The sequence below is a fragment of the Iamia sp. SCSIO 61187 genome (assembly GCF_019443745.1).
GTDB lineage: Bacteria > Actinomycetota > Acidimicrobiia > Acidimicrobiales > Iamiaceae > Iamia.
In genome coordinates this window covers 711,190-731,416 of the sequence record NZ_CP050948.1, presented here as the reverse complement: position 1 = coordinate 731,416, position 20,227 = coordinate 711,190, and the positions used below count along the sequence as shown (strand labels likewise).

31 protein-coding genes are annotated in these 20,227 nt (G+C 70.5%); 1 reads left to right on the top strand and 30 read right to left on the bottom strand.

From position 1 onward, the window contains the following. Window positions 1-11: 11 nt before the first annotated feature. The 27 genes from HC251_RS03500 to HC251_RS03370 all read right to left on the bottom strand — a co-directional run bounded on the left by HC251_RS03500 (window position 12) and on the right by HC251_RS03370 (window position 16,212). Window positions 12-854 (bottom strand): carbohydrate ABC transporter permease, encoded by an 843-nt coding sequence (locus HC251_RS03500; RefSeq protein ID WP_219943937.1) that lies wholly within the window; start codon window positions 852-854, stop codon window positions 12-14. Next, entirely contained in the window at window positions 844-1,770 is a 927-nt protein-coding gene (locus HC251_RS03495; RefSeq protein ID WP_219943936.1) for a carbohydrate ABC transporter permease, read from the bottom strand. The genes HC251_RS03500 and HC251_RS03495 overlap by 11 nt, the downstream gene beginning before the upstream one ends. After that, window positions 1,770-2,945: an ABC transporter ATP-binding protein gene (locus HC251_RS03490; protein ID WP_219943935.1), complete on the bottom strand. Its 1,176-nt coding sequence runs from the start codon at window positions 2,943-2,945 to the stop codon at window positions 1,770-1,772. Before HC251_RS03490 ends, HC251_RS03495 begins: the two co-directional genes overlap by 1 nt. Window positions 2,946-3,051: 106 nt before the next feature. Continuing rightward, window positions 3,052-3,813 carry a type I methionyl aminopeptidase gene (gene map / locus HC251_RS03485; protein WP_255566589.1) on the bottom strand — a complete coding sequence of 254 codons (762 nt, stop codon included), beginning with the start codon at window positions 3,811-3,813 and terminating at the stop codon, window positions 3,052-3,054. 12 nt (window positions 3,814-3,825) lie between these two features. After that, complete coding sequence (locus HC251_RS03480; RefSeq protein ID WP_219943934.1) at window positions 3,826-4,497, bottom strand: adenylate kinase; 672 nt, start codon at window positions 4,495-4,497, stop codon at window positions 3,826-3,828. A 17-nt stretch (window positions 4,498-4,514) separates the two neighbouring features. Beyond that, entirely contained in the window at window positions 4,515-5,873 is a 1,359-nt protein-coding gene (gene secY, locus HC251_RS03475) for a preprotein translocase subunit SecY (RefSeq protein ID WP_219943933.1), read from the bottom strand. Between the two features lie 57 nt (window positions 5,874-5,930). Then, window positions 5,931-6,419: a 50S ribosomal protein L15 gene (rplO, locus tag HC251_RS03470; protein ID WP_219943932.1), complete on the bottom strand. Its 489-nt coding sequence runs from the start codon at window positions 6,417-6,419 to the stop codon at window positions 5,931-5,933. Continuing rightward, window positions 6,419-6,601 carry a 50S ribosomal protein L30 gene (rpmD, locus tag HC251_RS03465; protein ID WP_219943931.1) on the bottom strand — a complete coding sequence of 61 codons (183 nt, stop codon included), beginning with the start codon at window positions 6,599-6,601 and terminating at the stop codon, window positions 6,419-6,421. Before rpmD ends, rplO begins: the two co-directional genes overlap by 1 nt. Then, the gene (gene rpsE / locus HC251_RS03460) at window positions 6,601-7,164 is read right to left on the bottom strand and encodes a 30S ribosomal protein S5 (RefSeq protein ID WP_219943930.1); all 564 of its coding nucleotides are present in this window, start codon (window positions 7,162-7,164) and stop codon (window positions 6,601-6,603) included. Before rpsE ends, rpmD begins: the two co-directional genes overlap by 1 nt. Then, window positions 7,164-7,526 (bottom strand): 50S ribosomal protein L18, encoded by a 363-nt coding sequence (gene rplR, locus HC251_RS03455; RefSeq protein WP_219943929.1) that lies wholly within the window; start codon window positions 7,524-7,526, stop codon window positions 7,164-7,166. The genes rpsE and rplR overlap by 1 nt, the downstream gene beginning before the upstream one ends. Before the next feature lie 8 nt (window positions 7,527-7,534). Continuing rightward, the gene (rplF, locus tag HC251_RS03450) at window positions 7,535-8,071 is read right to left on the bottom strand and encodes a 50S ribosomal protein L6 (protein WP_219943928.1); all 537 of its coding nucleotides are present in this window, start codon (window positions 8,069-8,071) and stop codon (window positions 7,535-7,537) included. Between the two features lie 7 nt (window positions 8,072-8,078). Beyond that, a complete protein-coding gene (gene rpsH / locus HC251_RS03445; RefSeq protein WP_219943927.1) occupies window positions 8,079-8,483 on the bottom strand; it encodes a 30S ribosomal protein S8 in 405 nt (134 codons plus the stop codon). A gap of 16 nt (window positions 8,484-8,499) precedes the next feature. After that, window positions 8,500-8,685 carry a type Z 30S ribosomal protein S14 gene (locus tag HC251_RS03440; protein ID WP_219943926.1) on the bottom strand — a complete coding sequence of 62 codons (186 nt, stop codon included), beginning with the start codon at window positions 8,683-8,685 and terminating at the stop codon, window positions 8,500-8,502. Next, window positions 8,685-9,266, bottom strand: a complete 582-nt coding sequence (gene rplE / locus HC251_RS03435) for a 50S ribosomal protein L5 (RefSeq protein WP_219943925.1) — start codon at window positions 9,264-9,266, stop codon at window positions 8,685-8,687. The genes HC251_RS03440 and rplE overlap by 1 nt, the downstream gene beginning before the upstream one ends. After that, the gene (rplX, locus tag HC251_RS03430; RefSeq protein ID WP_219943924.1) at window positions 9,266-9,586 is read right to left on the bottom strand and encodes a 50S ribosomal protein L24; all 321 of its coding nucleotides are present in this window, start codon (window positions 9,584-9,586) and stop codon (window positions 9,266-9,268) included. The genes rplE and rplX overlap by 1 nt, the downstream gene beginning before the upstream one ends. Next, window positions 9,586-9,954, bottom strand: a complete 369-nt coding sequence (gene rplN / locus HC251_RS03425) for a 50S ribosomal protein L14 (RefSeq protein ID WP_219943923.1) — start codon at window positions 9,952-9,954, stop codon at window positions 9,586-9,588. The genes rplX and rplN overlap by 1 nt, the downstream gene beginning before the upstream one ends. Then, on the bottom strand, window positions 9,951-10,241 hold the full coding sequence (gene rpsQ / locus HC251_RS03420) for a 30S ribosomal protein S17 (protein ID WP_219943922.1): 291 nt from the start codon (window positions 10,239-10,241) through the stop codon (window positions 9,951-9,953). The genes rplN and rpsQ overlap by 4 nt, the downstream gene beginning before the upstream one ends. Next, a complete protein-coding gene (gene rpmC, locus HC251_RS03415; protein WP_219943921.1) occupies window positions 10,238-10,456 on the bottom strand; it encodes a 50S ribosomal protein L29 in 219 nt (72 codons plus the stop codon). Before rpmC ends, rpsQ begins: the two co-directional genes overlap by 4 nt. Continuing rightward, complete coding sequence (rplP, locus tag HC251_RS03410; RefSeq protein ID WP_219943920.1) at window positions 10,456-10,872, bottom strand: 50S ribosomal protein L16; 417 nt, start codon at window positions 10,870-10,872, stop codon at window positions 10,456-10,458. The genes rpmC and rplP overlap by 1 nt, the downstream gene beginning before the upstream one ends. 2 nt (window positions 10,873-10,874) lie before the next feature. Then, entirely contained in the window at window positions 10,875-11,801 is a 927-nt protein-coding gene (gene rpsC, locus HC251_RS03405) for a 30S ribosomal protein S3 (RefSeq protein ID WP_219943919.1), read from the bottom strand. After that, a complete protein-coding gene (gene rplV / locus HC251_RS26165) occupies window positions 11,802-12,677 on the bottom strand; it encodes a 50S ribosomal protein L22 (protein WP_219943918.1) in 876 nt (291 codons plus the stop codon). Then, on the bottom strand, window positions 12,677-12,961 hold the full coding sequence (gene rpsS / locus HC251_RS03395; RefSeq protein WP_219943917.1) for a 30S ribosomal protein S19: 285 nt from the start codon (window positions 12,959-12,961) through the stop codon (window positions 12,677-12,679). The genes rplV and rpsS overlap by 1 nt, the downstream gene beginning before the upstream one ends. Before the next feature lie 5 nt (window positions 12,962-12,966). Further along, the gene (gene rplB, locus HC251_RS03390; RefSeq protein ID WP_219943916.1) at window positions 12,967-13,803 is read right to left on the bottom strand and encodes a 50S ribosomal protein L2; all 837 of its coding nucleotides are present in this window, start codon (window positions 13,801-13,803) and stop codon (window positions 12,967-12,969) included. 11 nt (window positions 13,804-13,814) lie between these two features. After that, window positions 13,815-14,105, bottom strand: coding sequence for a 50S ribosomal protein L23 (gene rplW / locus HC251_RS03385; protein ID WP_219943915.1), 291 nt, complete (start codon window positions 14,103-14,105; stop codon window positions 13,815-13,817). After that, complete coding sequence (gene rplD, locus HC251_RS03380) at window positions 14,102-14,851, bottom strand: 50S ribosomal protein L4 (RefSeq protein ID WP_219943914.1); 750 nt, start codon at window positions 14,849-14,851, stop codon at window positions 14,102-14,104. Before rplD ends, rplW begins: the two co-directional genes overlap by 4 nt. Continuing rightward, window positions 14,851-15,501 (bottom strand): 50S ribosomal protein L3, encoded by a 651-nt coding sequence (rplC, locus tag HC251_RS03375; protein ID WP_219943913.1) that lies wholly within the window; start codon window positions 15,499-15,501, stop codon window positions 14,851-14,853. Before rplC ends, rplD begins: the two co-directional genes overlap by 1 nt. 309 nt (window positions 15,502-15,810) lie before the next feature. Next, window positions 15,811-16,212, bottom strand: coding sequence for a VOC family protein (locus tag HC251_RS03370; RefSeq protein WP_219943912.1), 402 nt, complete (start codon window positions 16,210-16,212; stop codon window positions 15,811-15,813). A gap of 266 nt (window positions 16,213-16,478) precedes the next feature. Between HC251_RS03370 and HC251_RS03365 the strand changes: the two genes are divergently transcribed. Further along, window positions 16,479-18,029, top strand: a complete 1,551-nt coding sequence (locus HC251_RS03365; RefSeq protein WP_219943911.1) for an ATP-dependent DNA ligase — start codon at window positions 16,479-16,481, stop codon at window positions 18,027-18,029. A 250-nt stretch (window positions 18,030-18,279) separates the two neighbouring features. Here HC251_RS03365 and rpsL read toward each other — a convergent pair whose 3' ends face one another. Genes rpsL through tuf form a run of 3 tightly spaced genes read right to left on the bottom strand, consistent with a single transcriptional unit; the run spans window position 18,280 to window position 20,195 of the window. Continuing rightward, on the bottom strand, window positions 18,280-18,648 hold the full coding sequence (gene rpsL, locus HC251_RS03360) for a 30S ribosomal protein S12 (RefSeq protein WP_219943910.1): 369 nt from the start codon (window positions 18,646-18,648) through the stop codon (window positions 18,280-18,282). 22 nt (window positions 18,649-18,670) lie between these two features. Next, window positions 18,671-18,991 (bottom strand): 30S ribosomal protein S10, encoded by a 321-nt coding sequence (gene rpsJ / locus HC251_RS03355; RefSeq protein WP_219943909.1) that lies wholly within the window; start codon window positions 18,989-18,991, stop codon window positions 18,671-18,673. A 16-nt stretch (window positions 18,992-19,007) separates the two neighbouring features. Then, a complete protein-coding gene (gene tuf, locus HC251_RS03350; protein ID WP_219942698.1) occupies window positions 19,008-20,195 on the bottom strand; it encodes an elongation factor Tu in 1,188 nt (395 codons plus the stop codon). Between the last annotated feature and the right edge of the window lie 32 nt (window positions 20,196-20,227).

The following is a 20,227-nucleotide window of genomic DNA, read 5'->3' as shown; positions in this document are numbered from 1 at the left end:
TCTGGTGCGGCTCAGCCCTTGACCGCGCCGGCCGTGAGGCCGCGCACGATCTGGCGCTGGAAGATGGCGAGCAGGATGACGATGGGGACGGCGGCGATGATCGTGCCGGCCACGGGGATGTTGGCCTGCTCGATGCGGGTGGTGAGCTCGCGCAGGGCGATCTGGACCGTGGCCCAGTCCTGCGTGTCGTAGATGACCGCCCGGGGCCACAGGTACTGGTTGAAGGCACCGAGGAACGAGATGACGGTGAACGAGGCGATCACCGGGCGGGTCAGCGGGACGGCGAACCGGAAGAGGAACTGCATGTGGGTCCAGCCCTCGAGCCGGGCCGAGTCCCGGATCTCGCTGGGGATGCCGAGGAACCCCTGCCGGATGAGGAACGTCCCGAACGCCGACGCCGCGAACGGCACGATCAGCCCCTGGTAGCTGTCGAACCAGCCCAGGTCGCGCATGGTCTGCACGTTGGGCAGGAGCGTCACCTCGAGCGGCAGCAGGAGGGTGGCCATGAACACGGCGAACCACACGCGCTTGAGCGGGAACCGGAGGAAGGCGAAGGCGTAGGCCGCCATGACCGAGGTGAGCACCTGGAGGGCGGTGATGGCGACCGTCACGATGAGGGTGCGGAACAGGGCCGGGCCCATGTTCCCCCGGTCCCACGCCGCGCTGAAGCCGTCCCAGCGCACCCCGACGGGCCGGGTGACCGAGCTGGTGAAGGACTCGGCCGGGTCGGAGATGGCCCGGACGAACAGGAAGTAGATCGGCGCCAGCACCAGCAGCGACAAGACGACCAGGACGACGTACCAGACGGCCTGGCGAGCCGGTGACGAGCGGGTCGCGGTTCCCTCAGCTGCCATAGTGCACCCGCCGATCGAGGAGGAGGAACTGGCCCAGGGTCACCACGAAGGTCACGAGGAAGAGGCCGACGGACATGACCGCCCCCTCCCCCACCTGGTTGGGCGCCTGGCGCTCGAAGATCTTGAACACCAGGGTCTCGGTCGACCCGTTGGGCCCGCCCTGGGTGAGGAACTCGATGGGGGCGAAGGCCTGGAGGGCGAAGATCACCAGGACCACCACCAGGAACATCAGCACCGGCGAGAGCAGCGGGAGGGTGATCCGGAAGAAGCGGCGGACGGGCCCGTAGCCGTCGAGGGTGGCCGCCTCGTCGACGTCCTCGGGGATGGCCTGGAGGCCGGCCAGGACGATCACGAACGACAGGCCCAGGTTCTGCCAGATCGACGACAGCGACACGCCGAACAGGGCGGTGCTGGAGTTCTGGAGGATCGCCTGGTCGCCGAAGCCGGGCACGCCCCCCTGGTAGATGCCGATCTCCTGGTTGATCAGCACCAGGAAGACGATGGCGGACACCGCCGCCGAGCTGGCGATGGTGGAGCTGAAGATGAACTGGAAGGCCTTGATGCCCTTGAGCCGCCGGTGGGCCGCCACCGCCAGCAGCGTGCCGAGGATGAGCCCGGCGGGCACGGTGAAGATCACGTACTGGACGCTGTGCCACAGGCCCTGGAGGAACTCGTCGCCGGTGAGCACGTCGACGTACTGCTGCGGTCCCTCGTAGCGGAGGTTCGTCCCGGCGTTGTTGTTGCGGTAGAGGCCCCGGAGCACCAGCTGCTCGAAGGGGTAGAAGAAGAACACCGAGAACACGACGATCGACGGGGCGAGGAACCCCAGGGCGATGAGGCTCTCCTTGGCCCGACCGGTGTCGGTGACCCGGCCGGCGTCGTCGGTCTGGCCGAGGAGCTGCTGGACCCGTCCCATCAGCTCGGGCGCTTGTCGAGGAGGGAGCGGGACCCGTCGCCCTCGAGCCCGGGCACCGACGGCTCGACCCCGGTCGCGATCCGCTCGCCGGTGTCGGGGTCGAAGAGGTGGACGTGGGCGGCGTCGACGCCGAGCCGCACGGCGTCGCCGGGCTGGGGCAGGCCCTCGCTCTCGACCCGGGCGATCCAGCCGGTGGAGACGTCGAGACCCTCGATGCGCAGCCGCAGCAGGGCCTCGTGGCCCAGCCACTCCACCTGGTGGACGGTGGCGGGCACGATGCCGTCGGGCGCCACCCGCAGGTGCTCGGGGCGGAGGCCGACGGTGACGGTGGACCGGGAGCCGACCGCGTCGACCGGGACGTGGGTCGACCCGACCACGACCGCCCCGCGCTCGACGGGCACCGTCGCCACGTTCAGGGCCGGGGTGCCGACGAAGCCGGCCACGAACAGGTTGGCGGGGGCGTCGTAGACCTCGCGGGGGGTGCCGACCTGCTGGAGGCGGCCGTCGCTCATGATGGCGACGCGGTCGGCCATGGTCATGGCCTCGACCTGGTCGTGGGTGACGTAGATGAAGGTCGTGCCCAGGCGGCGGTGCAGGTCGACGAGCTCGGCGCGGGTCTGGGTCCGGAGCTTGGCGTCGAGGTTCGAGAGGGGCTCGTCCATGAGGAACACCGCGGGCCGGGCCACCACGGCCCGGGCCAGGGCGACGCGCTGGCGCTGCCCGCCCGAGAGGGCCCCGGGCTTGCGGTCGAGGTAGGGCTCGAGGTCGAGCATGCGGGCCGCCTCGGCGACCCGCTCGGTCCGCTCGGCCGAGCTCAGCTTGCGGAGGGTGTCCTCCCCGCCGCCGGGGCTCGGCACCCAGGTGGGCTTGGTGACGAGGGGCGACTCGATGTTCTTCCGCACCGTCATGTGCGGGTACAGGGCGTAGCTCTGGAAGACCATGGCCACGTCGCGCTTGGACGGCACGACCTGGTTGACGACCCGGTCGCCGATCGACAGCTCGCCGCCGCTGATCTCCTCCAGGCCGGCGATCATCCGCAGGGCCGTGCTCTTGCCGCAGCCGGAGGGTCCGAGGAGCACCATGAACTCGCCGTCGGCGACGTCCAGGGTCAGATCCTCCACGGCGGTGACGTCTCCGTAGCGCTTCGTCACCGCGTCGAACGTCACGTTCGCCATAGGCCTCAGACCCTACGCCAGCCGACCACGCCGACCTGTCTTCCGGGTGGCCGGACGACCACCGCCCGGACGAACTGCCGCGACGGCCCGGACGACGCTCCGGCGGTCAGGGGAGGGTCAAGATCTCCGGGCCGTCGTCGGTGACGGCGACGGTGTGCTCGGCGTGGGCGGCCCACGTGCCGTCGAGGGTCACGACCGTCCAGTCGTCGTCGAGGACGTCGGTCTCAGGGGTGCCGATGGCGACCATGGGTTCGATGGCCAGGACGTTGCCGACCTTGAGCCGCGGGCCCCGGCCCGGCCACCCGACGTTGGGGACCGACGGGTCCTCGTGCATGGATCGGCCGATGCCGTGGCCGGTGTAGCCGTCGACGACGTGGAGGCCGGCGCCCTCGACCACCTGCTGGACGGCGTGGCCGACGTCGCCGAGGTGGCGGCCGGCGACCATCTGGGCGATGGCGGCCGCCAGCGACGCCTCGGTGACCTCGATGAGCCGCCGGGCCTCGGGCGAGATCTCGCCGATGCCGGCGGTGTAGGCGGCGTCGCCGTGCCAGCCGTCGACGATGGCGCCGCAGTCGACCGAGATGATGTCGCCCTCCTCCAGCACCCGGTCGCCGGGGATGCCGTGGACGACGACCTCGTTGGGCGAGGCGCAGATGACCGCCGGGTAGGTGCCGGCGACGCCGAGGAAGTTGGACGTCGCCCCCCGGTCGGCCAGCACCTCGCGCCCGATGCGGTCGAGGTCGCCGGTGGTGATCCCGGGCCGGAGGGCCGCACGGGTGCGCTCGTGCATCTCGGCCACGACCCGGCCGGCCCGGCGCATGGCGGCCAGGTCGGCGGCGGAGCGGCGGGCGATGCCTCCGAGCAGCACGGCTGGGCCCTGCTAGCTGGGGTCGGACGCGACGCGGGCGTCGACCACGGCGAGGATGCGGGCGTGCACCTCGTCCTCGCTGCCGAGCCCGTCGACGCTCTCGAGGAGGTCCAGCGACCGGTAGTGCCCGAGGAGCGGGGAGGTGTCGCGCTCGTAGACCTCGAGGCGGTGGAGGATGGCCTCCGGCTTGTCGTCGTCGCGCTGCACGGGCGTCCCGCCGCACTTGGGGCACACGCCGTCGGCGATGGCCGCGTCGCCCACCGAGTAGATCGTCCCGCACGAGTCGCACGTGCGCCGGGCCGAGAGACGCTCGACGACGATCTCGTTCGGCACCACCAGCTCGACGACGACGTCGACCGGCGCCTGGGCCGTGATGTCCGCCAGCGCCTCGGCCTGCCCGACCGTGCGGGGGAAGCCGTCGAGGATCCAGCCGCGGTTGGCGTCGTCGCGGTCGAGGCGTTCGCCCACGATGCCGATCATCACCTCGTCGGGGACCAGGTCCCCGGCGTCCATGATCGCCTTGGCCCGGAGGCCCAGGTCGGTGCCCTCGCGCACGGCGGCGCGGAGCATGTCGCCGGTCGAGATGTGCGGCACGGAGCAGGCGGCGGCCAACCGGGTCGCCTGGGTGCCCTTGCCCGCACCCTGACGACCCATGATGATCATGCGGACACCGGGTCGGTCCATCGTGGGATCGGAGTCGGTCACGACTTCAGGAAGCCCTCGTAGTTGCGCATCATCAGCTGGCTGTCGATCTGCTTCATCGTCTCGAGGGCGACACCCACGGCGATCAGGATCGAGGTGCCGAAGAAGCCGAGCTGGACGCCGGCGTCGGAGTCCAGCGTGCGCCCCAGGACGAAGGCGGGCACCAGGGCCACGAAGCTGATGAACAGGGCGCCGGGCAGGGTGATGCGGTTGAGGATGCGGCTCAGGTAGCGCTCGGTCTGGGGACCGGGGCGGATGCCGGGGATGAAGCCGCCCTGCTTGCGGATCTGGTCGGCCTGCTTGTGCGGGTCGAACTGGATGGCGGCGTAGAAGTAGGCGAAGCCGATGATGAACAGGCCGTAGACGGTGAGGTACAGGGCGCCGGATCCGCCCCGGAAGTTGTCGTCGATGAAGTCCTGCACGTCGTTGGCCCAGTTGCCGCCCGAGCCGTCGGCGTTGAGCTGGTTGCCGGGCAGGACCGTGGAGATCATCACCGGCAGGTACAGCATCGAGTTGGCGAAGATGATGGGGATCACGCCCGAGGCGTTCACCTTCAGCGGGATGTAGGTGTTCTGACCGCCGTACTGGCGTCGGCCCACCTGGCGCTTGGCGAACTGCACCGGGATGCGGCGCTGGCCCTGCTCGACGAAGACGATGGCCACCAGCACCCCGGTGAACATCAGCCCGACCAGGATCATGGCGATGAGCCCCGACTCGGCCCGGACGGCGCCGAAGTTGGCGGGCAGCTGGCTCACGACCGAGGCGAAGATCAGGAGCGACATGCCGTTGCCGATGCCCCGCTGGGTGACGAGCTCGCCCATCCACATGATCAGGGCGGTGCCGGCGGTGAGGCTGATCACCACGATCAGCACCCGGCTCCAGTTGTAGTTGCCGCCGAAGAGGTCGACGTCGCCGAGCGGGTTGCCGCCGGCGAAGCCCTGGCCACCGTTCTTGAACAGGAACGTCAGGCCGGTCGACTGCATGATGGCGATGGCCACGGTGAGGTACCGGGTCCACTGCGTGATCTTGCGCTGGCCGACGGCCCCCTGCTGCTGCCACTGCTCGAGCTTGGGGATCACCACGGCGAGGATCTGCATGATGATCGACGAGGTGATGTAGGGCATGACGCCCAGGGCGAACACCGCGAACTGGGTGATGGCCCCGCCCGAGAACAGGCGCAGGAACTCGAGGGCGCCGCTCTGGCTGGCGTTGTCCTTGAGCGTCTGCAGCGTCGAGACGTCGATGCCGGGCACGGGGACGTGCGACCCCAGCCGGTAGAGCAGGATCATGAAGACGGTGAAGGCGATCTTGTTGCGGAGATCGTCCACCTTGAACATGTTCTTCATGCTCGACAGCACGGGCGTGTGTCCTCTCGGGTCAGCGCAGCCGGTCTCGGGGGCCGGGGGCCCGCCGGGTCAGCGGTTGGTGAGGTGGTTGCCCTTGGCCGGCGGGCGACGATCGCCCCAGGGGGCGGGAACGACGGTGACGCTACCCCCTGCCGCGGTGATGGCGGCTTCGGCCGAGGCCGAGAAGGCGTGGGCCGAGACGGCGACGGCCCGGGTGATCTCGCCCCGGCCGAGCACCTTGACGAGGGCGCCCTTGCCGACGAGGCCCCGTGCGTGCAGGGACTCGGGGGTGATCTCGTCGTCGCCGGTCTCCTCGAGGGTGTCGAGGTTGATGGCCTGGTACTCCACGCGGAACGGGTTGGTGAAGCCGCGGAGCTTCGGCACCCGGATGTGGAGGGGCATCTGCCCGCCCTCGAAGCCGGCGGGGATGGAGCCGCGGGCCTTCTGGCCCTTGGTGCCGCGGCCGGCGGTCTTGCCGCCCTTGCCGCCGATGCCGCGGGCGACGCGCTTCTTGCGCCGGTTCGACCCGGGCGGGGGGGTGAGGTCGTGGATCTTCATCAGTCGGTCTCCTCGACGGTGACCAGGTGGGGGACCTTGTTGAGCATCCCGCGGATCTCGGGGCGGTCCGGGAGGACGTTGCTGCGCCCGATGCGACCCAGGCCCAGGGCGCGGAGGGTGCCGCGCTGCTTGGGCTTGGTGCCGATGGCGGAGCGGGTCTGGGTGACCTTCAGGGCGGCCATCAGCGCACCTCGTCCGGCTGGTGCGGACCGCGCTCGGACTCCTTGTACGCCTCGAGCAGGCCCTTGGGCACGAACTCCTCGGCCGACAGCCCCCGCAGGCGGGCGATGTCGTCGGGGCGCTTGAGGCTCTTGAGCCCGTTGATGGTGGCCCGGGCCACGTTGATGTGGTTGGCCGACCCGAGCGACTTGCACAGCACGTCGTGGATGCCGGCCTCCTCGAGGATGGCGCGGGCGGCGCCACCGGCGATCACACCGGTGCCGGGGGCGGCGGGCTTGAGCATGACGCGGGCCGCGCCCTGCTTGCCGATGATGGGGTGGGTGACGGTGCTGCCGGCGAGGGGGACGGCGAACATGTTCTTCTTGGCCTCCTCGGTGCCCTTCTGGATGGCGAGGGGCACCTCCTTGGCCTTGCCGTAGCCGAGGCCGACCCGGCCGGCGCCGTCGCCGATGACGACGAGGGCGGTGAAGGAGAACCGACGACCGCCCTTGACGACCTTGGCGACGCGGTTGATGTCGATGACGCGCGACTCGCGCAGCTGGGCGTCAGAGGTGGTGGGAGGCATCAGAACTCCAGTCCGGAGGTGCGGGCGGCGTCGGCCAGGGAGGCGACGCGACCGTGGTAGTGGAAGCCGCCCCGGTCGAACACGACCCGGGAGACACCCGCTTCCTTGGCCCGGGCGGCGACGAGCTCGCCGACCTTCTTGGCCCCTTCGACGTTGCCGCCGCTGGAGCGCAGGTCGGCCTCGAGCGACGAGGCCGAGGCCAGCGTGCGCCCGGTCTGGTCGTCGATGACCTGGGCCGAGATGTGCTTGTTGGAGCGGAAGACGGCCAGGCGCGGCCGGTCGGCCGTGCCCTGGACCTTCTTGCGGACCCGGCGGTGGCGCCGGACCCGTGCGTTGCGCTTCTTCTGTGCGGGATCGCTCATGAGATGTCCTACTTCGCGGTCTTGCCGGCCTTGCGGGCCACGTGCTCTCCGAGGTACCGCACGCCCTTGCCCTTGTAGGGCTCGGGCTTGCGGATGGCCCGGATGTCGGCGGCGACCTGGCCGACCTGCTCCTTGTCGATCCCCCGCACGACGATGCGCGTCGGGACGGGGACCTCGAAGGTGATGCCGTCGGGCGCCTCGACCTTGACCGGGTGGCTGAAGCCCAGCGACAGGTCGAGGGTCGAGCCCTGGAGGGCGGCGCGGTAGCCGGTGCCGATGATCTCGAGCTCCTTGGAGAACTCCTGGCTGACACCGACGACCATGTTGTTGACGAGCGACCGCACCAGGCCGTGGAGGGCCCGGGTCTGGCGCTCGTCGTCGGGCCGCTCGACCACGAGGGTGTCGCCGTCCTGGCGGATGGCGATCGCACCGGGGACGGTGCGGCTGAGCGTGCCCTTGGGGCCCTTGACGGTGACGTCGGCGCCGTCGACGGTGACGTCGACGCCGCTGGGCACGGGGATGGGGGACTTTCCGACTCGGGACATCAGTTCCTCACCACACGAAGCAGAGGACCTCGCCGCCCACGTTGCGCTGGCGCGCCTCGCGGTCGGTGAGCAGCCCCTGGCTGGTCGAGACGACGGCCACTCCGAGCCCGCCGAGCACGCGCGGGATCTCCTTGGACTTGCGGTACACCCGCAGGCCCGGCTTCGACACCCTCTGGATGCCGGAGATCGTGCGCGCCCGCTCCGGGGAGTAGCGCATGGTGACGTGCAGGGTCGAGCCCGGCCTGTCGGTGTTGTCCTCGACGCGCCAGGCGTCGATGTAGCCCTCGGACTTCAGGATGGCCGCGAGGGCCTCCTTCTGCTTCGAGCTGGGCATGCGGACCTCGTCGTGCATCGCCACGTTGGCGTTGCGGATGCGGGTCAGCATGTCGGCGATGGGATCGGTCATGGTCACTTGCTCTGCACCTCCATCACCAGCTGGCCTTGGTCACACCGGGGATCTCGCCGGCGTGCGCCATGTCACGCAGGCAGATCCGGCAGAGCTTGAACTTGCGGTACACCGAGTGCGGGCGACCGCACCTCTGGCACCGGGTGTAGCCCCGGACCTTGAACTTGGGCGTCTTGTTCGCCTTGTTGATCAGCGCCTTCTTGGCCATTACTGCTGTCCCTCACGCTTGAACGGGAATCCGAAGGCGGCGAGCAGGGCCCGTCCTTCGTCGTCGGTCCGGGCCGTGGTCACGATGGTGATGTCCATCCCACGGGTGGTGTCGACCTTGTCGTAGTCGATCTCCGGGAAGATCAGCTGCTCGGTGACACCGAATGTGTAGTTGCCGTTGCCGTCGAAGCTCCGGGGGTTGAGGCCCCGGAAGTCGCGGATGCGGGGGATCGCCAGGCTCACGAGCCGGTCGAAGAACTCCCACATGCGGTCGCCCCGGAGGGTGACCTTGGCGCCGATGGCGTTGCCCTCGCGGAGCTTGAACGTGGCGATCGACTTCTTGGCCCGGGTGACGGCCGGCTTCTGGCCGGTGATCACCTGGAGGTCGGCGATGGCCCCGTCGAGCAGCGAGGGCTGGCCGACGGCATCGCCGACGCCCATGTTCACCACGATCTTCTCGAGGCGGGGCACCTCCATGACGTTGCCGAGGGACAGGCTGTCCTTCAGCTGGGCCCGGAGGGTCTCGTCGTACCTGGTCTTGAGACGCGGGGGCGTCTTGGTCTGGGTCGCAGTGTCACTCATCAGATCTCCGCCCCCGTCCGACGGCACACGCGGATCTTGGTGCCGTCCTCGAGGACCTTGTAGCCGACCCGGGTGGGCTTGCCGTCGCTCGGGCTGAGCAGGGCGACGTTGGGCACCGGGATGGGCATGTCCTTGTCGATGATCCCGCCCTGGCTGGTGGCGGAGCGGGCCTTCTGGTGCTTCTTGGCCACGTTGACGCCGTCGACGATGACCTTGTTGGCCTGGGGCAGGACCCGCATGATCACGCCCTCCTTGCCCCGGTCCTTGCCGGTGAGGACGCGCACGCGGTCGCCCTTCTTCAGCTTGATCGTGTTCGACATCAGAGGACCTCGGGGGCGAGGGAGACGATGCGCATGAAGCGCTTGTCGCGCAGCTCGCGGCCGACCGGTCCGAAGATGCGGGTGCCGCGGGGCTGCTGCTGGTCGTTGATGAGGACGGCCGCGTTCTCGTCGAAGCGGATGTAGGAGCCGTCGGGACGACGCTTCTCCTTCTTCACCCGGACCACGACGCACTTGACGACGTCGCCCTTGCGGACGGCGGCGCCGGGGATGGCGTCCTTCACGGTGGCGACGAAGATGTCGCCGATGGAGGCGTAGCGCCGCTTGGAGCCGCCCAGCACCTTGATGCAGAGCACCTCCTTGGCGCCGGAGTTGTCCGCGACCCGGAGTCGCGATTCCTGCTGGATCATCGGGCCCGCTCCACGACCTCGACGACCCGCCAGCGCTTGAGCTTCGACAGGGGTCGGGTCTCCTGCACCCGGACGCGGTCGCCGACCTTCAGGTCGTTGTCCTCGTCGTGGGTGTAGAGCTTGGTCGACTGCTGGACCGTCTTGCCGTAGAGCCGGTGGGGCTTGCGGGAGGTGACGGTGACGATGGCGGTCTTGTCCATGGCGTTGGACGTGACGATGCCCTCGCGGACCTTGCGCCGGTTCTCGCGGGCGGGGGTCTCCGTGGTCTCGTTGCTGGTGTCGCTCATGCGGAGGCCTCCTGGCTCTCGGCGGCAGCGATCTCACGGCTGCGCTGCTCGGTGAGGATGCGGGCGACCTGGCGGCGGGCCTCGAGGATCGAGGCCCCGTTCTCCAGCTGGCCGGTGGCCCGGCGGAAGCGGAGGTTGAACAGCTCCTCGCGCGTCTCGGCGAGACGCACCTCGAGGCCGTGGTCGTCCAGGTCGGTGATGTCTGTCTTCGCCATCAGAAGTCCACCTCTCGCGTGACGAACTTGGCCTTGATGGGGAGCTTCTGGATCGCCCGGTCGATGGCCTCGCGGGCCACGACGGGGTCGGAGTAGCTGAGCTCGAACAGGATCCGGCCCGGCTTGACCACGGCGACCCAGCGCTCGGGGTTGCCCTTGCCCGAGCCCATGCGGGTCTCGGCCGGCTTCTCGGTGACGGGCTTGTCCGGGAACAGGTTGATCCAGACCTTGCCGCCACGCTTGATGTGACGGGTCATGGCGATTCGGGCGGCCTCGATCTGCCGGGCGGTGATCCACCCGGGCTCGAGGGCCTGGATGCCGTAGTCGCCGAAGGTGACCTCGGTGCCACCCTTGGCCGGGCCGGTGGTGCGGCCGCGGTGCGTCTTGCGGTGCTTGACCTTGCGGGGCATCAACATGATCAGTCACCGTCCCCGGGGCGGAAGTGGGGGGTCTCGTGGTGCTCGCGGACCGAGCGCTCGATGGCTTCCTCTTCCTCGAGGAGCTTCTCGAACTCCGGGTCGGCCTCGCCGACGAGCGGCTTGGCCTCCTCCTCGGTGGGCGCACCCTCGACCGCGGGGGCGGCGGGGGCGTCGGCCAGGGCCGGGCGACGGCCCTTGGAGGACACCACCGGGCGGGGTGCTGGGGCCTGGCCCGAGGTCTCGCCGACGGCCATGGCGGCCTCCTTGGCGATCTTGTCCTCGGTCGAGGCCTTGTAGGGCAGGATGTCGCCCTTGTAGATCCAGACCTTGACGCCGATGCGGCCCGAGGTCGTGCGGGCCTCGCGGAAGCCGTAGTCGATGTCGGCGCGGAGGGTGTGCAGCGGGACGCGACCCTCGCGGTACCACTCGGTCCGGCTCATCTCCGAGCCACCGAGGCGGCCCGAGCACTGGACCCGGATGCCGAGGGCGCCGGCCTTCTGAGCGTTCTGCACGGCGCGCTTCATGGCCCGGCGGAAGGCCACGCGGCCGGCGAGCTGGTCGGCGACGCCCTGGGCGATGAGGGCGGCGTCGAGCTCGGGCTGCTTGATCTCCTGGATGTTGAGCTGGACCCGGTTGTTGCCGGTGATCTTGGTGAGACCGGCCCGGAGCTCGTCGGCCTGGGCGCCACGGCGGCCGATGACGATGCCGGGGCGGGCCGTGTGGACGTCGACCCGGACCCGGTCACGGGTGCGCTCGACCTCGATGCGGCTGATGGCGGCGTGGGGCAGCGTCGACATGATCATGTCGCGGACCTTCCAGTCCTCGATGATCAGGTCGGCGTACTCCGCCCGACCGGCGAACCACCGCGACTTCCAGTCGGTGGTGACGCCGAGGCGGAACCCGTAGGGGTTGACCTTCTGGCCCATTTACTTGTCCTCGTCCTTCTCGGCATCGTCGGACGCCACGTCCTGCTCGTCCTCGCCACCGGCGGGCTCGAAGCCCGCCGCCTCGGCGTCCTCCGGCGTGGCGAACCACACCTCGGCGTTCGTCTGGTCGAACCAGCGGCTGCCGGGCACGTGGAACTTCTTCGAGCTCTCGTTGCCCTTGATCTCGAAGCCCTCGGGGGCCTCCTGGCCGTCCTCGTCGACGGGCAGGTGCGACCCGGCGTAGGGCGCCTCGGTGGCCTCGTCCGCGTCGGTGCCGGGCTCGTCGGTGGAGCCCACCGCCTCGTCCACCGCGGCCTCGGCCTCGGTGACCTCCGACGTGGAGCCCTCGTCGACCGTCTTGGTCTCGGTGGTCTCGGTCGACTCGCCGCGGGAGCGGGCCACGCGGGCCCGCCGGTCGGCGGCGGGGGTGCGACGGCGACCGCCGCGCCCGCCCTCGGTGGTGAGGCCGGCCTGGTTCTTCTCCCGCCAGCGCCGCAGCTCGTCGTCGCCCATGCGACCGACGATCACGGTGATGTGGCAGGTGCGCTTGCGGATGCGGGTGGCCCGACCGCGGGCACGGGGCCGCCACCGCTTGAGGGTCGGGCCCTCGTCGGCGTAGCAGGCGACGACCTTCAACGTGTCGGGGTCCTGCTGCTCGTTGTTCTGGCCGTTGGCCACGGCCGAGGCCAGGACCTTGCGGACCACCTTGGCCACGTCGCGGTCGGTGAAGGCCAGGACCTGGTCGGCGTCGCTCACGTGGAGGTCGCGGATCAGGTCGAGGACCTCACGGGCCTTGTAGGCCGAGACCCGCACGTAGCGGGCCTGGGCGCGCGTCCCGGGACGCTCGTTGGTCTTCACACCACTGCCACCAGCCATCAGCGCCGACCTCGCACGGACTTCTCCTGGCCGGCGTGGTACCGGAAGGTGCGGGTGGGGGCGAACTCGCCCAGCTTGTGACCGACCATCGACTCGGTGATGTACACCGGGACGTGCTTGCGCCCGTCGTGGACGGCGATGGTGTGGCCCACCATGTCGGGGATGATCGTGGAGCGGCGGGACCAGGTCTTGATGACCTTCTTCTCGCCCTTCTCGTTGAGGCCATCGACCTTGGAGAGCAGGTGCCCGTCGACGAACGGGCCCTTCTTGAGTGAACGGGGCATTCGGGTTACCTCCGCGAGCCGCGGGTGCGGCGGCGCCGGACGATGAGCTTCTGGGACGGCTTGTTCTGGTCGCGGGTGCGGCCCTCGGGCTTGCCCCAGGGCGACACGGGGTGGCGACCACCGGAGGTCTTGCCCTCGCCGCCACCGTGGGGGTGGTCGACGGGGTTCATGGCGACGCCACGGGTCTGGGGGCGGACGCCCTTCCAGCGGTTGCGGCCGGCCTTGCCGACCTTGACCAGCTCGGCCTCGGCGTTGCCGACCGTGCCGACGGTCGCCCGGCAGTCGATCGGCACCCGGCGCATCTCGGTGCTGGGGAGGCGCAGGGTGGCGAACTCGCCCTCCTTGGCCACCAGCTGGACGCTGGAGCCGGCGCTGCGGGCCATGCGGCCACCGCCGCCGGGCTTGAGCTCGACGTTGTGGATCGTCGTGCCCACGGGGATGTAGCGCATCGGCATGGCGTTGCCGGAGCGGATCTCGGCGCCCTGGCCGGACTGGAGCATGTCGCCGACCTTCACGTCGCGCGGGGCGAGGATGTAGGCCTTGGCGCCGTCGACGTAGTGCAGCAGCAGGATGCGGCAGTTGCGGTTCGGGTCGTACTCGACCGCGGCGACCTTGGCCGGCACGCCGTCCTTGGTGCGCTTGAAGTCGATCTGGCGGTACTGGCGCTTGTGGCCACCGCCCTTGTGGCGAGCGGTCTTGTGGCCGCCGTTGTTGCGGCCACCGGTCTTGGGCTTCGGACCGACCAGCGACTTCTCGGGCGTCGTCTTGGTGATCTCGGAGAAGTCCGAGACGGTCTGGAACCGGCGGCCGGCGCTGGTGGGCTTGCGCTTGCGAAGTGCCATCAGGGTCCTCCTCAGCTCTCGAACAGGTCGATCGAGTCACCGTCGGCGAGGGTGACGATGGCCCGCTTGGTGGAGGCCTTGGACCCGACCTTGCCGGTGCGGCGGTTCCGGGTCTTCTTGCCCTGGCGGTTGAGCGTGTTCACCCGGGTGACGGTGACGCCGAAGATCGACGCCACGGCGTCGCTGATCTCGGGCTTCGAGGCCGTCGGGTGGACGATGAACGTGTACTGGTTGGACTCGAGCAGGGCGTAGGACTTCTCGCTCACGACCGGCTTGAGGATCACCTGGCGGGGGTCCTTCACGACTCGTCCTCCGAGTCCTCGTCGTTGGCCGCCTCGACGACGGCATCGGTGTCGGGCACGGTGACCGGGACCGAGGCCCGCTCGCCGGGGGCGCCGCCACGGTGGCCGGCCGGCGTCGGGGCCGGGCCCCGGGAGACGCTGGTGTCGGCCGGGACGGTGCCCGGGGTGAAGACGACCCAGTCGCTGACCAGGACGTCGTAGGCGTTCAGCTCGCCGGGCACGATGATGTGGACGTCGGTGAGGTTCCGGAAGCTCTTCCAGGTGGCGACGTCGTCGGCCGCCAGGACCAGGAGGACCTTGCCCTCGACGCCGATGTCGGCGAGCGCCCGGGCGGCCTGCTTGGTGCCGGGGGCGTCGAAGCCGAAGTCGACGACCTTGACCTTGCCGTCGGCGGCCCGGTCGGAGAGCGCCGAGCGCAGGGCCAGGCGGACCATCTTCTTCGGCGTGCGCTGGCTGTAGCTGCGGGGCTTCGGGCCGAGGGCCACGCCGCCGCCGGACCACTGCGGGCTGCGGATCGAGCCCTGGCGGGCCCGGCCGGTGCCCTTCTGCTTCCAGGGCTTGGCGCCGCCACCGGCCACCTCGGCCCGGGTCTTGGTCGACTGGGTGCCGGCCCGGCGGGCGGCCAGCTGGGCGGTGACGACCTGGTGCAGCACGGGCCCGTTGGGCTCGATGCCGAACACGGCGTCGTCGAGGTCGGTGGTGTCGGTCTTCTTGCCCGAGGCGTCGAGCACGTCGATCTTGGCCATCAGGCGTCCTTCCCGGCGGCCTTGGCCGCGTTGCGGACGAGCACCAGGCCGCCCTTGGGGCCGGGCACGGCGCCCTTGATGAGGAGGAGGTTGCGGTCGGTGTCGGCCCGGACGACCTCGAGGTTCATGGTGGTGACCTTCTCGCCACCGGTGCGGCCGGCCATGCGCTGGCCCTTGAACACCCGGGACGGCGTGGCGCAGGCGCCGATGGCGCCGGGCGCACGGTGGACCCGGTGGGCGCCGTGGCTGGCCCGCTGGCCGGCGAAGCCGTGGCGCTTCATGACGCCGGCGAAGCCCTTGCCCTTGCTGACGGCGGTGACGTCGATCAGCCCGCCCTCGGCGAGGATGTCGACGCCCAGCGTCTGGCCGACGGTGTACTCCGACACGTCGTCGAGGCGGAGCTCGACCAGGCGGGGCCCGGGCTCGACGTCGGCCGTGGCGAACTGGCCGGCCACCGGCTTGGTGAGCTTGGAGGCCTTCTTCTGGCCGAACGTGACCTGGAGGGCGGTGTAGCCGTCGCGCTCCTGGGTCTTGATCTTGACCACGCGGACCGGCTCGACCTGCAGGACGGTGACCGGGACGACGTTGCGATCGTCGTCCCAGATCTGCGTCATGCCGAGCTTGGACCCGACGATCGCTTTGGTTGCCATGTCTCTCTTCTCTCGCGGAGGAACGGAAGGTCCGTTCACGCGGACGCTCCGCTCGGGCGGGCCCGGCGGAGCGTGTCTCGGTTGTGCCACGGGGTTCCCTCGCTCGAGAGGGCGTCCGTGGACGTCGATTCAGCGCGCTCGGTACCGAACCTCTGGGGTCCCGTGCACGAGGGAGCCACTGTAGCGAGCCCCGCCCGGGGCTCCAAGCCCAGGTCCCCCACCGTGTCGGGCGGTGGTGCTATGACCCGGTCCTCACTCCGTTCGGACCGTGATCACGTCCTCCGACCCCACCCACCGCCCTGGAGGCCCTCACTCCGTTCGGACCGTCACCATCCAGAGGTGGCCGTCGGGGTCGGCGAGCAGACCCGAGTAGCCCCACCCGGTGGACGCCGGCTCGACCAGGACCTGGCCGCCGGCGGCCCGGGCCCGCTCGACGGCGGCGTCGACCTCGGCCTCGGTGGCCACGGCCCAGCTGAGCTGGCACTCGCTGGTGCCCGGCACCGCCGTCTCGTGGGGCGCGGTGACCCACCCGAACCCGCCCCGGGGGATCAGCACCAGGTGCACGTCGTCCCCCAGGACCAGGCGGAGGGGCTCGGGCACCCCGTCGTCGGCCGGTGCGCCCACGGCCTCGAGGCCCAGGCCCTCGGTGTAGAAGGCGAACGCGCGGCGGCGGTCCTCGATGGGCAGGCTGATGACGAACGGGCGGGGCATGGTCTCTCCTGGGGCTGCGGTCACCTCTTCGACCGGCGGGCCGCCCGAGGCTCATCGGCCCTCGGAGACGAGGCCCCGTTCCTGGTACCGATCGCGGCCCCACAGGCCCGGATCCGTACCCAGGACGAGCCCACACCAGCGTCTCGCCGTTCCTGGTACCGATCGTGGCCCCACGGGCCCGGGATCCGTACCGAGAACCGTGGTCGCCGCCGACGCCGCCTCGGGATGCGGGCGTCCCGGGCGGGGTGACCGGCCACACTGACGGGGTGTCGCTCGACGTCGCCACCCCCACCCCGTTCGCCGCCGTGGTGGCCACGTCGGCCACCGTGGCCGCCACGTCGTCCCGCACGGCCAAGCGCGACGCCATCGCCGCGCTGCTCCGCGAGCTCCGGCCCGACGAGATCGCCGTCGCCGTCGGGTTCCTCACCGGGGCGCCGCTCCAGGGGCGGATCGGCGTCGGCTGGCGGACCCTCCAGGCGGCGGCCCAGCCGCCGGCCGACGGGCCCACGCTCACGGTGCTCGAGGTCGACGCCGTCCTGACCGCCCTGGCCGGGCTCGGGGGCACCGGGTCCGGAACCGAGCGGCGGCGCCTCCTGGCGGACCTGCTGGGGCGGGCCACGGACGACGAGGCCGCGTTCCTCTTCGGCCTGGTCGGGGGCGAGCTGCGACAGGGCGCCCTGGCCGGGGTGATGGCCGACGCCGTGGCCCGGGCGGCCGAGGTGCCGACCCCGGTGGTGCGCCGGGCGGCCATGCTCGGCGGCGACCTGCCCGCCATCGCCCACGTCGCCCTCACCGCCGGGGCCGACGGCCTCGCCGCCGTGGGCCTGGAGCTGGGGCGCCCGGTGCAGCCGATGCTCGCCTCCACCGCCGAGTCGGTCGCCGGTGCCGTCGAGGACCTGGGCGACGCGGTGGTCGACTGGAAGCTGGACGGCATCCGCATCCAGGTCCACCGGGACGGCGACGACGTGCGGGTCTGGACCCGCAACCTCAACGAGATCACGGGGCGCCTGCCCGAGGTGATCGCCCTGGTGCGCGCCCTCCCGGCGGACCGCCTGGTCCTCGACGGCGAGGCCCTGGTGGTCGACGAGGCCCTGCGCCCGGTCCTGTTCCAGGACACCGCCAGCCGGATCGGGGCCGAGGGTGGGCCGGCTCCGACCGCGGTCCGGCCCTGGTTCTTCGACCTCGTCCACCGCGACGGAACCGACCTGGTCGACGCCCCCCTCCACGAGCGACGGGCGGCCTTGGCCGAGGTGGCCGGCGAGTGGCAGATCCCGGGCACCCGCACGTCGGACCCGGCCGCCGCCGCTGCCGTCCTCGACGACGCCCTGGCCGCCGGGCATGAGGGGGTGGTCGTGAAGGGGGCGTCGACGCCGTACGAGGCCGGCCGCCGGGGCAAGGCGTGGCGCAAGGTGAAGCCGGTCCACACCCTGGACCTCGTCGTGCTGGCCGCCGAGTGGGGCCACGGCCGGCGCCGGGGCTGGCTCTCGAACCTCCACCTCGGCGCCCGCGGCGAGGGCGACGCCGGCCTCGTCATGGTGGGCAAGACGTTCAAGGGCATGACCGACGAGGTGCTGGCGTGGCAGACGCAGGCCCTCCAGGCGATCGCCACCGGCGACGAGCGCACCGACGAGGCGCACATCGTGCACGTGCGACCCGAGCTGGTGGTCGAGGTGGCGGTCGACGGGGTCCAGCGGTCGACCCGCTACGCCGGTGGCGTCGCCCTCCGGTTCGCCCGCCTCGTCCGCTACCGCCCGGACAAGGACCCGGCCGACGCCGACACGCTCCGGGCGGTCCGGGCCCTCGGCCTCAGGGACTGATCGGCCCGCTCCCGAACCAGAGTCGGATCCGGCGCTCCCGGGCGTCGGGGGGCGGCCCCCGCCGCCGGTCCCGCGACGGTGTCGGCGTCGTCGCACTCGACCACTCGACCGTCGGGCAGGTCGTCCGGGCCCCCGATCGCCGGCTGAGGCAGGGTGGCCCGGACGCGACGAAGGCCCGCCCGGAGGCAGGCCTTCATCGTGCTGCTCGAGGAGGAGATCGAGCGGAGCGAGATCTCCGACGAGAGAGGGGCTAGCCCTTCTTGGTGCCGTAGCGGCTGCGGGCGTTGGCCCGGTTGGGCACGGCGTTGGCGTCGAGGGCGCCCCGGATGATCTTGTAGTTCACACCCGAGAGGTCCCAGCGGCGGGCGCCCTGGATGAGCACCATGGAGTGCTCCTGCAGGTTGTGGCCCTCGCCGGGGATGTAGGCGGTGACCGTCTGGCCGGTGCTGAGCCGCACCCGGGCCACCTTGCGGAGGGCCGAGTTGGGCTTGCGGGGCGTCACCGTGGTGACGCGGGTGCACACGCCGCGGAGCTGGGGGTGCCCCGACAGGGCCGGGGTCTTGCTCTTCTTGCGACGGGCCTTCCGCGGCTTGCGGATGAGCTGGTTCGTGGTGGGCATGGTGCTGGCCTTCCGATCCCGGCTACGCCGTCTGGATCTTGATCTCGATGTCGACGCCCGCCGGCAGCTCGAGCCGCTGGAGGGAGTCGACGGTCTTCGGCGAGGGCTCGAGGATGTCGAGGAGGCGCTTGTGGATGCGCATCTCGAAGTGCTCCCGGGAGTCCTTGTACTTGTGGGGCGAACGGATCACGGTGTAGCGGTGCTTCTCGGTCGGGAGGGGCACCGGTCCACGGACGGTCGCCTGGGTGCGGAGCACCGTCTCGACGATCTTCTTGGTGGACTGGTCGATGATCTCGTGGTCGTACGCCTTGAGGCGGATCCGGATCTTCTGGGAGTCGGCCATGTGTGGGGTCTCAGCTCTACTTGGTGATCTTGGTGACGCGGCCGGAGCCGACGGTGCGTCCACCCTCGCGGATGGCGAAGCGGAGGCCCTCTTCCATGGCGATGGGGTGGATGAGCTCGACGCTCATGGAGGTGTTGTCGCCGGGCATGGCCATCTCGGTCCCCTCCGGCAAGGTGATGGTGCCGGTGATGTCGGTGGTCCGGAAGAAGAACTGGGGCCGGTAGTTGTTGAAGAACGGCTTGTGCCGGCCGCCCTCGTCCTTGGTCAGCACGTACACCTCGCCCTCGAAGTCCGAGTGCGGCGTGATGCTGCCCGGCTTGGCCAGGACCTGACCCCGCTCGACGTCTTCCTTCTTCGTGCCCCGCAACAGAGCGCCGATGTTGTCACCGGCCTGGCCCTGGTCGAGGAGCTTGCGGAACATCTCCACCCCGGTGCAGGTCGTCTTCTGGGTGTCACGGATCCCGACGATCTCGATCTCGTCACCGGTGTGGATCGCCCCCTGCTCGACCTTGCCGGTCACCACCGTCCCACGCCCGGTGATCGAGAACACATCCTCGATCGGCATCAAGAACGGCTTGTCGATGTCACGGGTCGGCTCGGGCACGAAGCTGTCGACCGCGTCCATCAGCTCCATCACCTGAGCAGCCGCATCAGCATCGCCCTCGAGGGCCTTGAGCGCCGAGACCCGGACCACCGGAGTGTCATCACCGGGGAACTCGTACTCGGTCAACAGCTCACGGACCTCCATGTCGACGAGCTCCAACAGCTCCTCGTCATCGACCATGTCGACCTTGTTCAACGCCACCACGATCGAGGGCACCCCGACCTGACGGGCCAACAGCACGTGCTCCCGGGTCTGGGGCATCGGACCATCGGTCGCCGCCACCACCAAGATCGCCCCGTCGACCTGAGCCGCACCGGTGATCATGTTCTTGATGTAGTCAGCGTGACCCGGCATGTCGACATGGGCGTAGTGACGGTTCGCCGTCTCGTACTCCACATGCGAGATGTTGATCGTGATCCCCCGCTGACGCTCCTCAGGAGCCTTGTCGATCATGTCGAACGGGGTGAAGGCCGTGGTCGGGTCGGCCTCGTGCAACGTCTTGGTGATCGCCGCAGTGAGGGTGGTCTTGCCGTGGTCGATGTGACCCATCGTCCCGATGTTCAGGTGCGGCTTGGACCGGTCGAACTTCTCCTTGGCCATTCTCGTTCTTTCCTCAGGTGTCTTGACAGTGG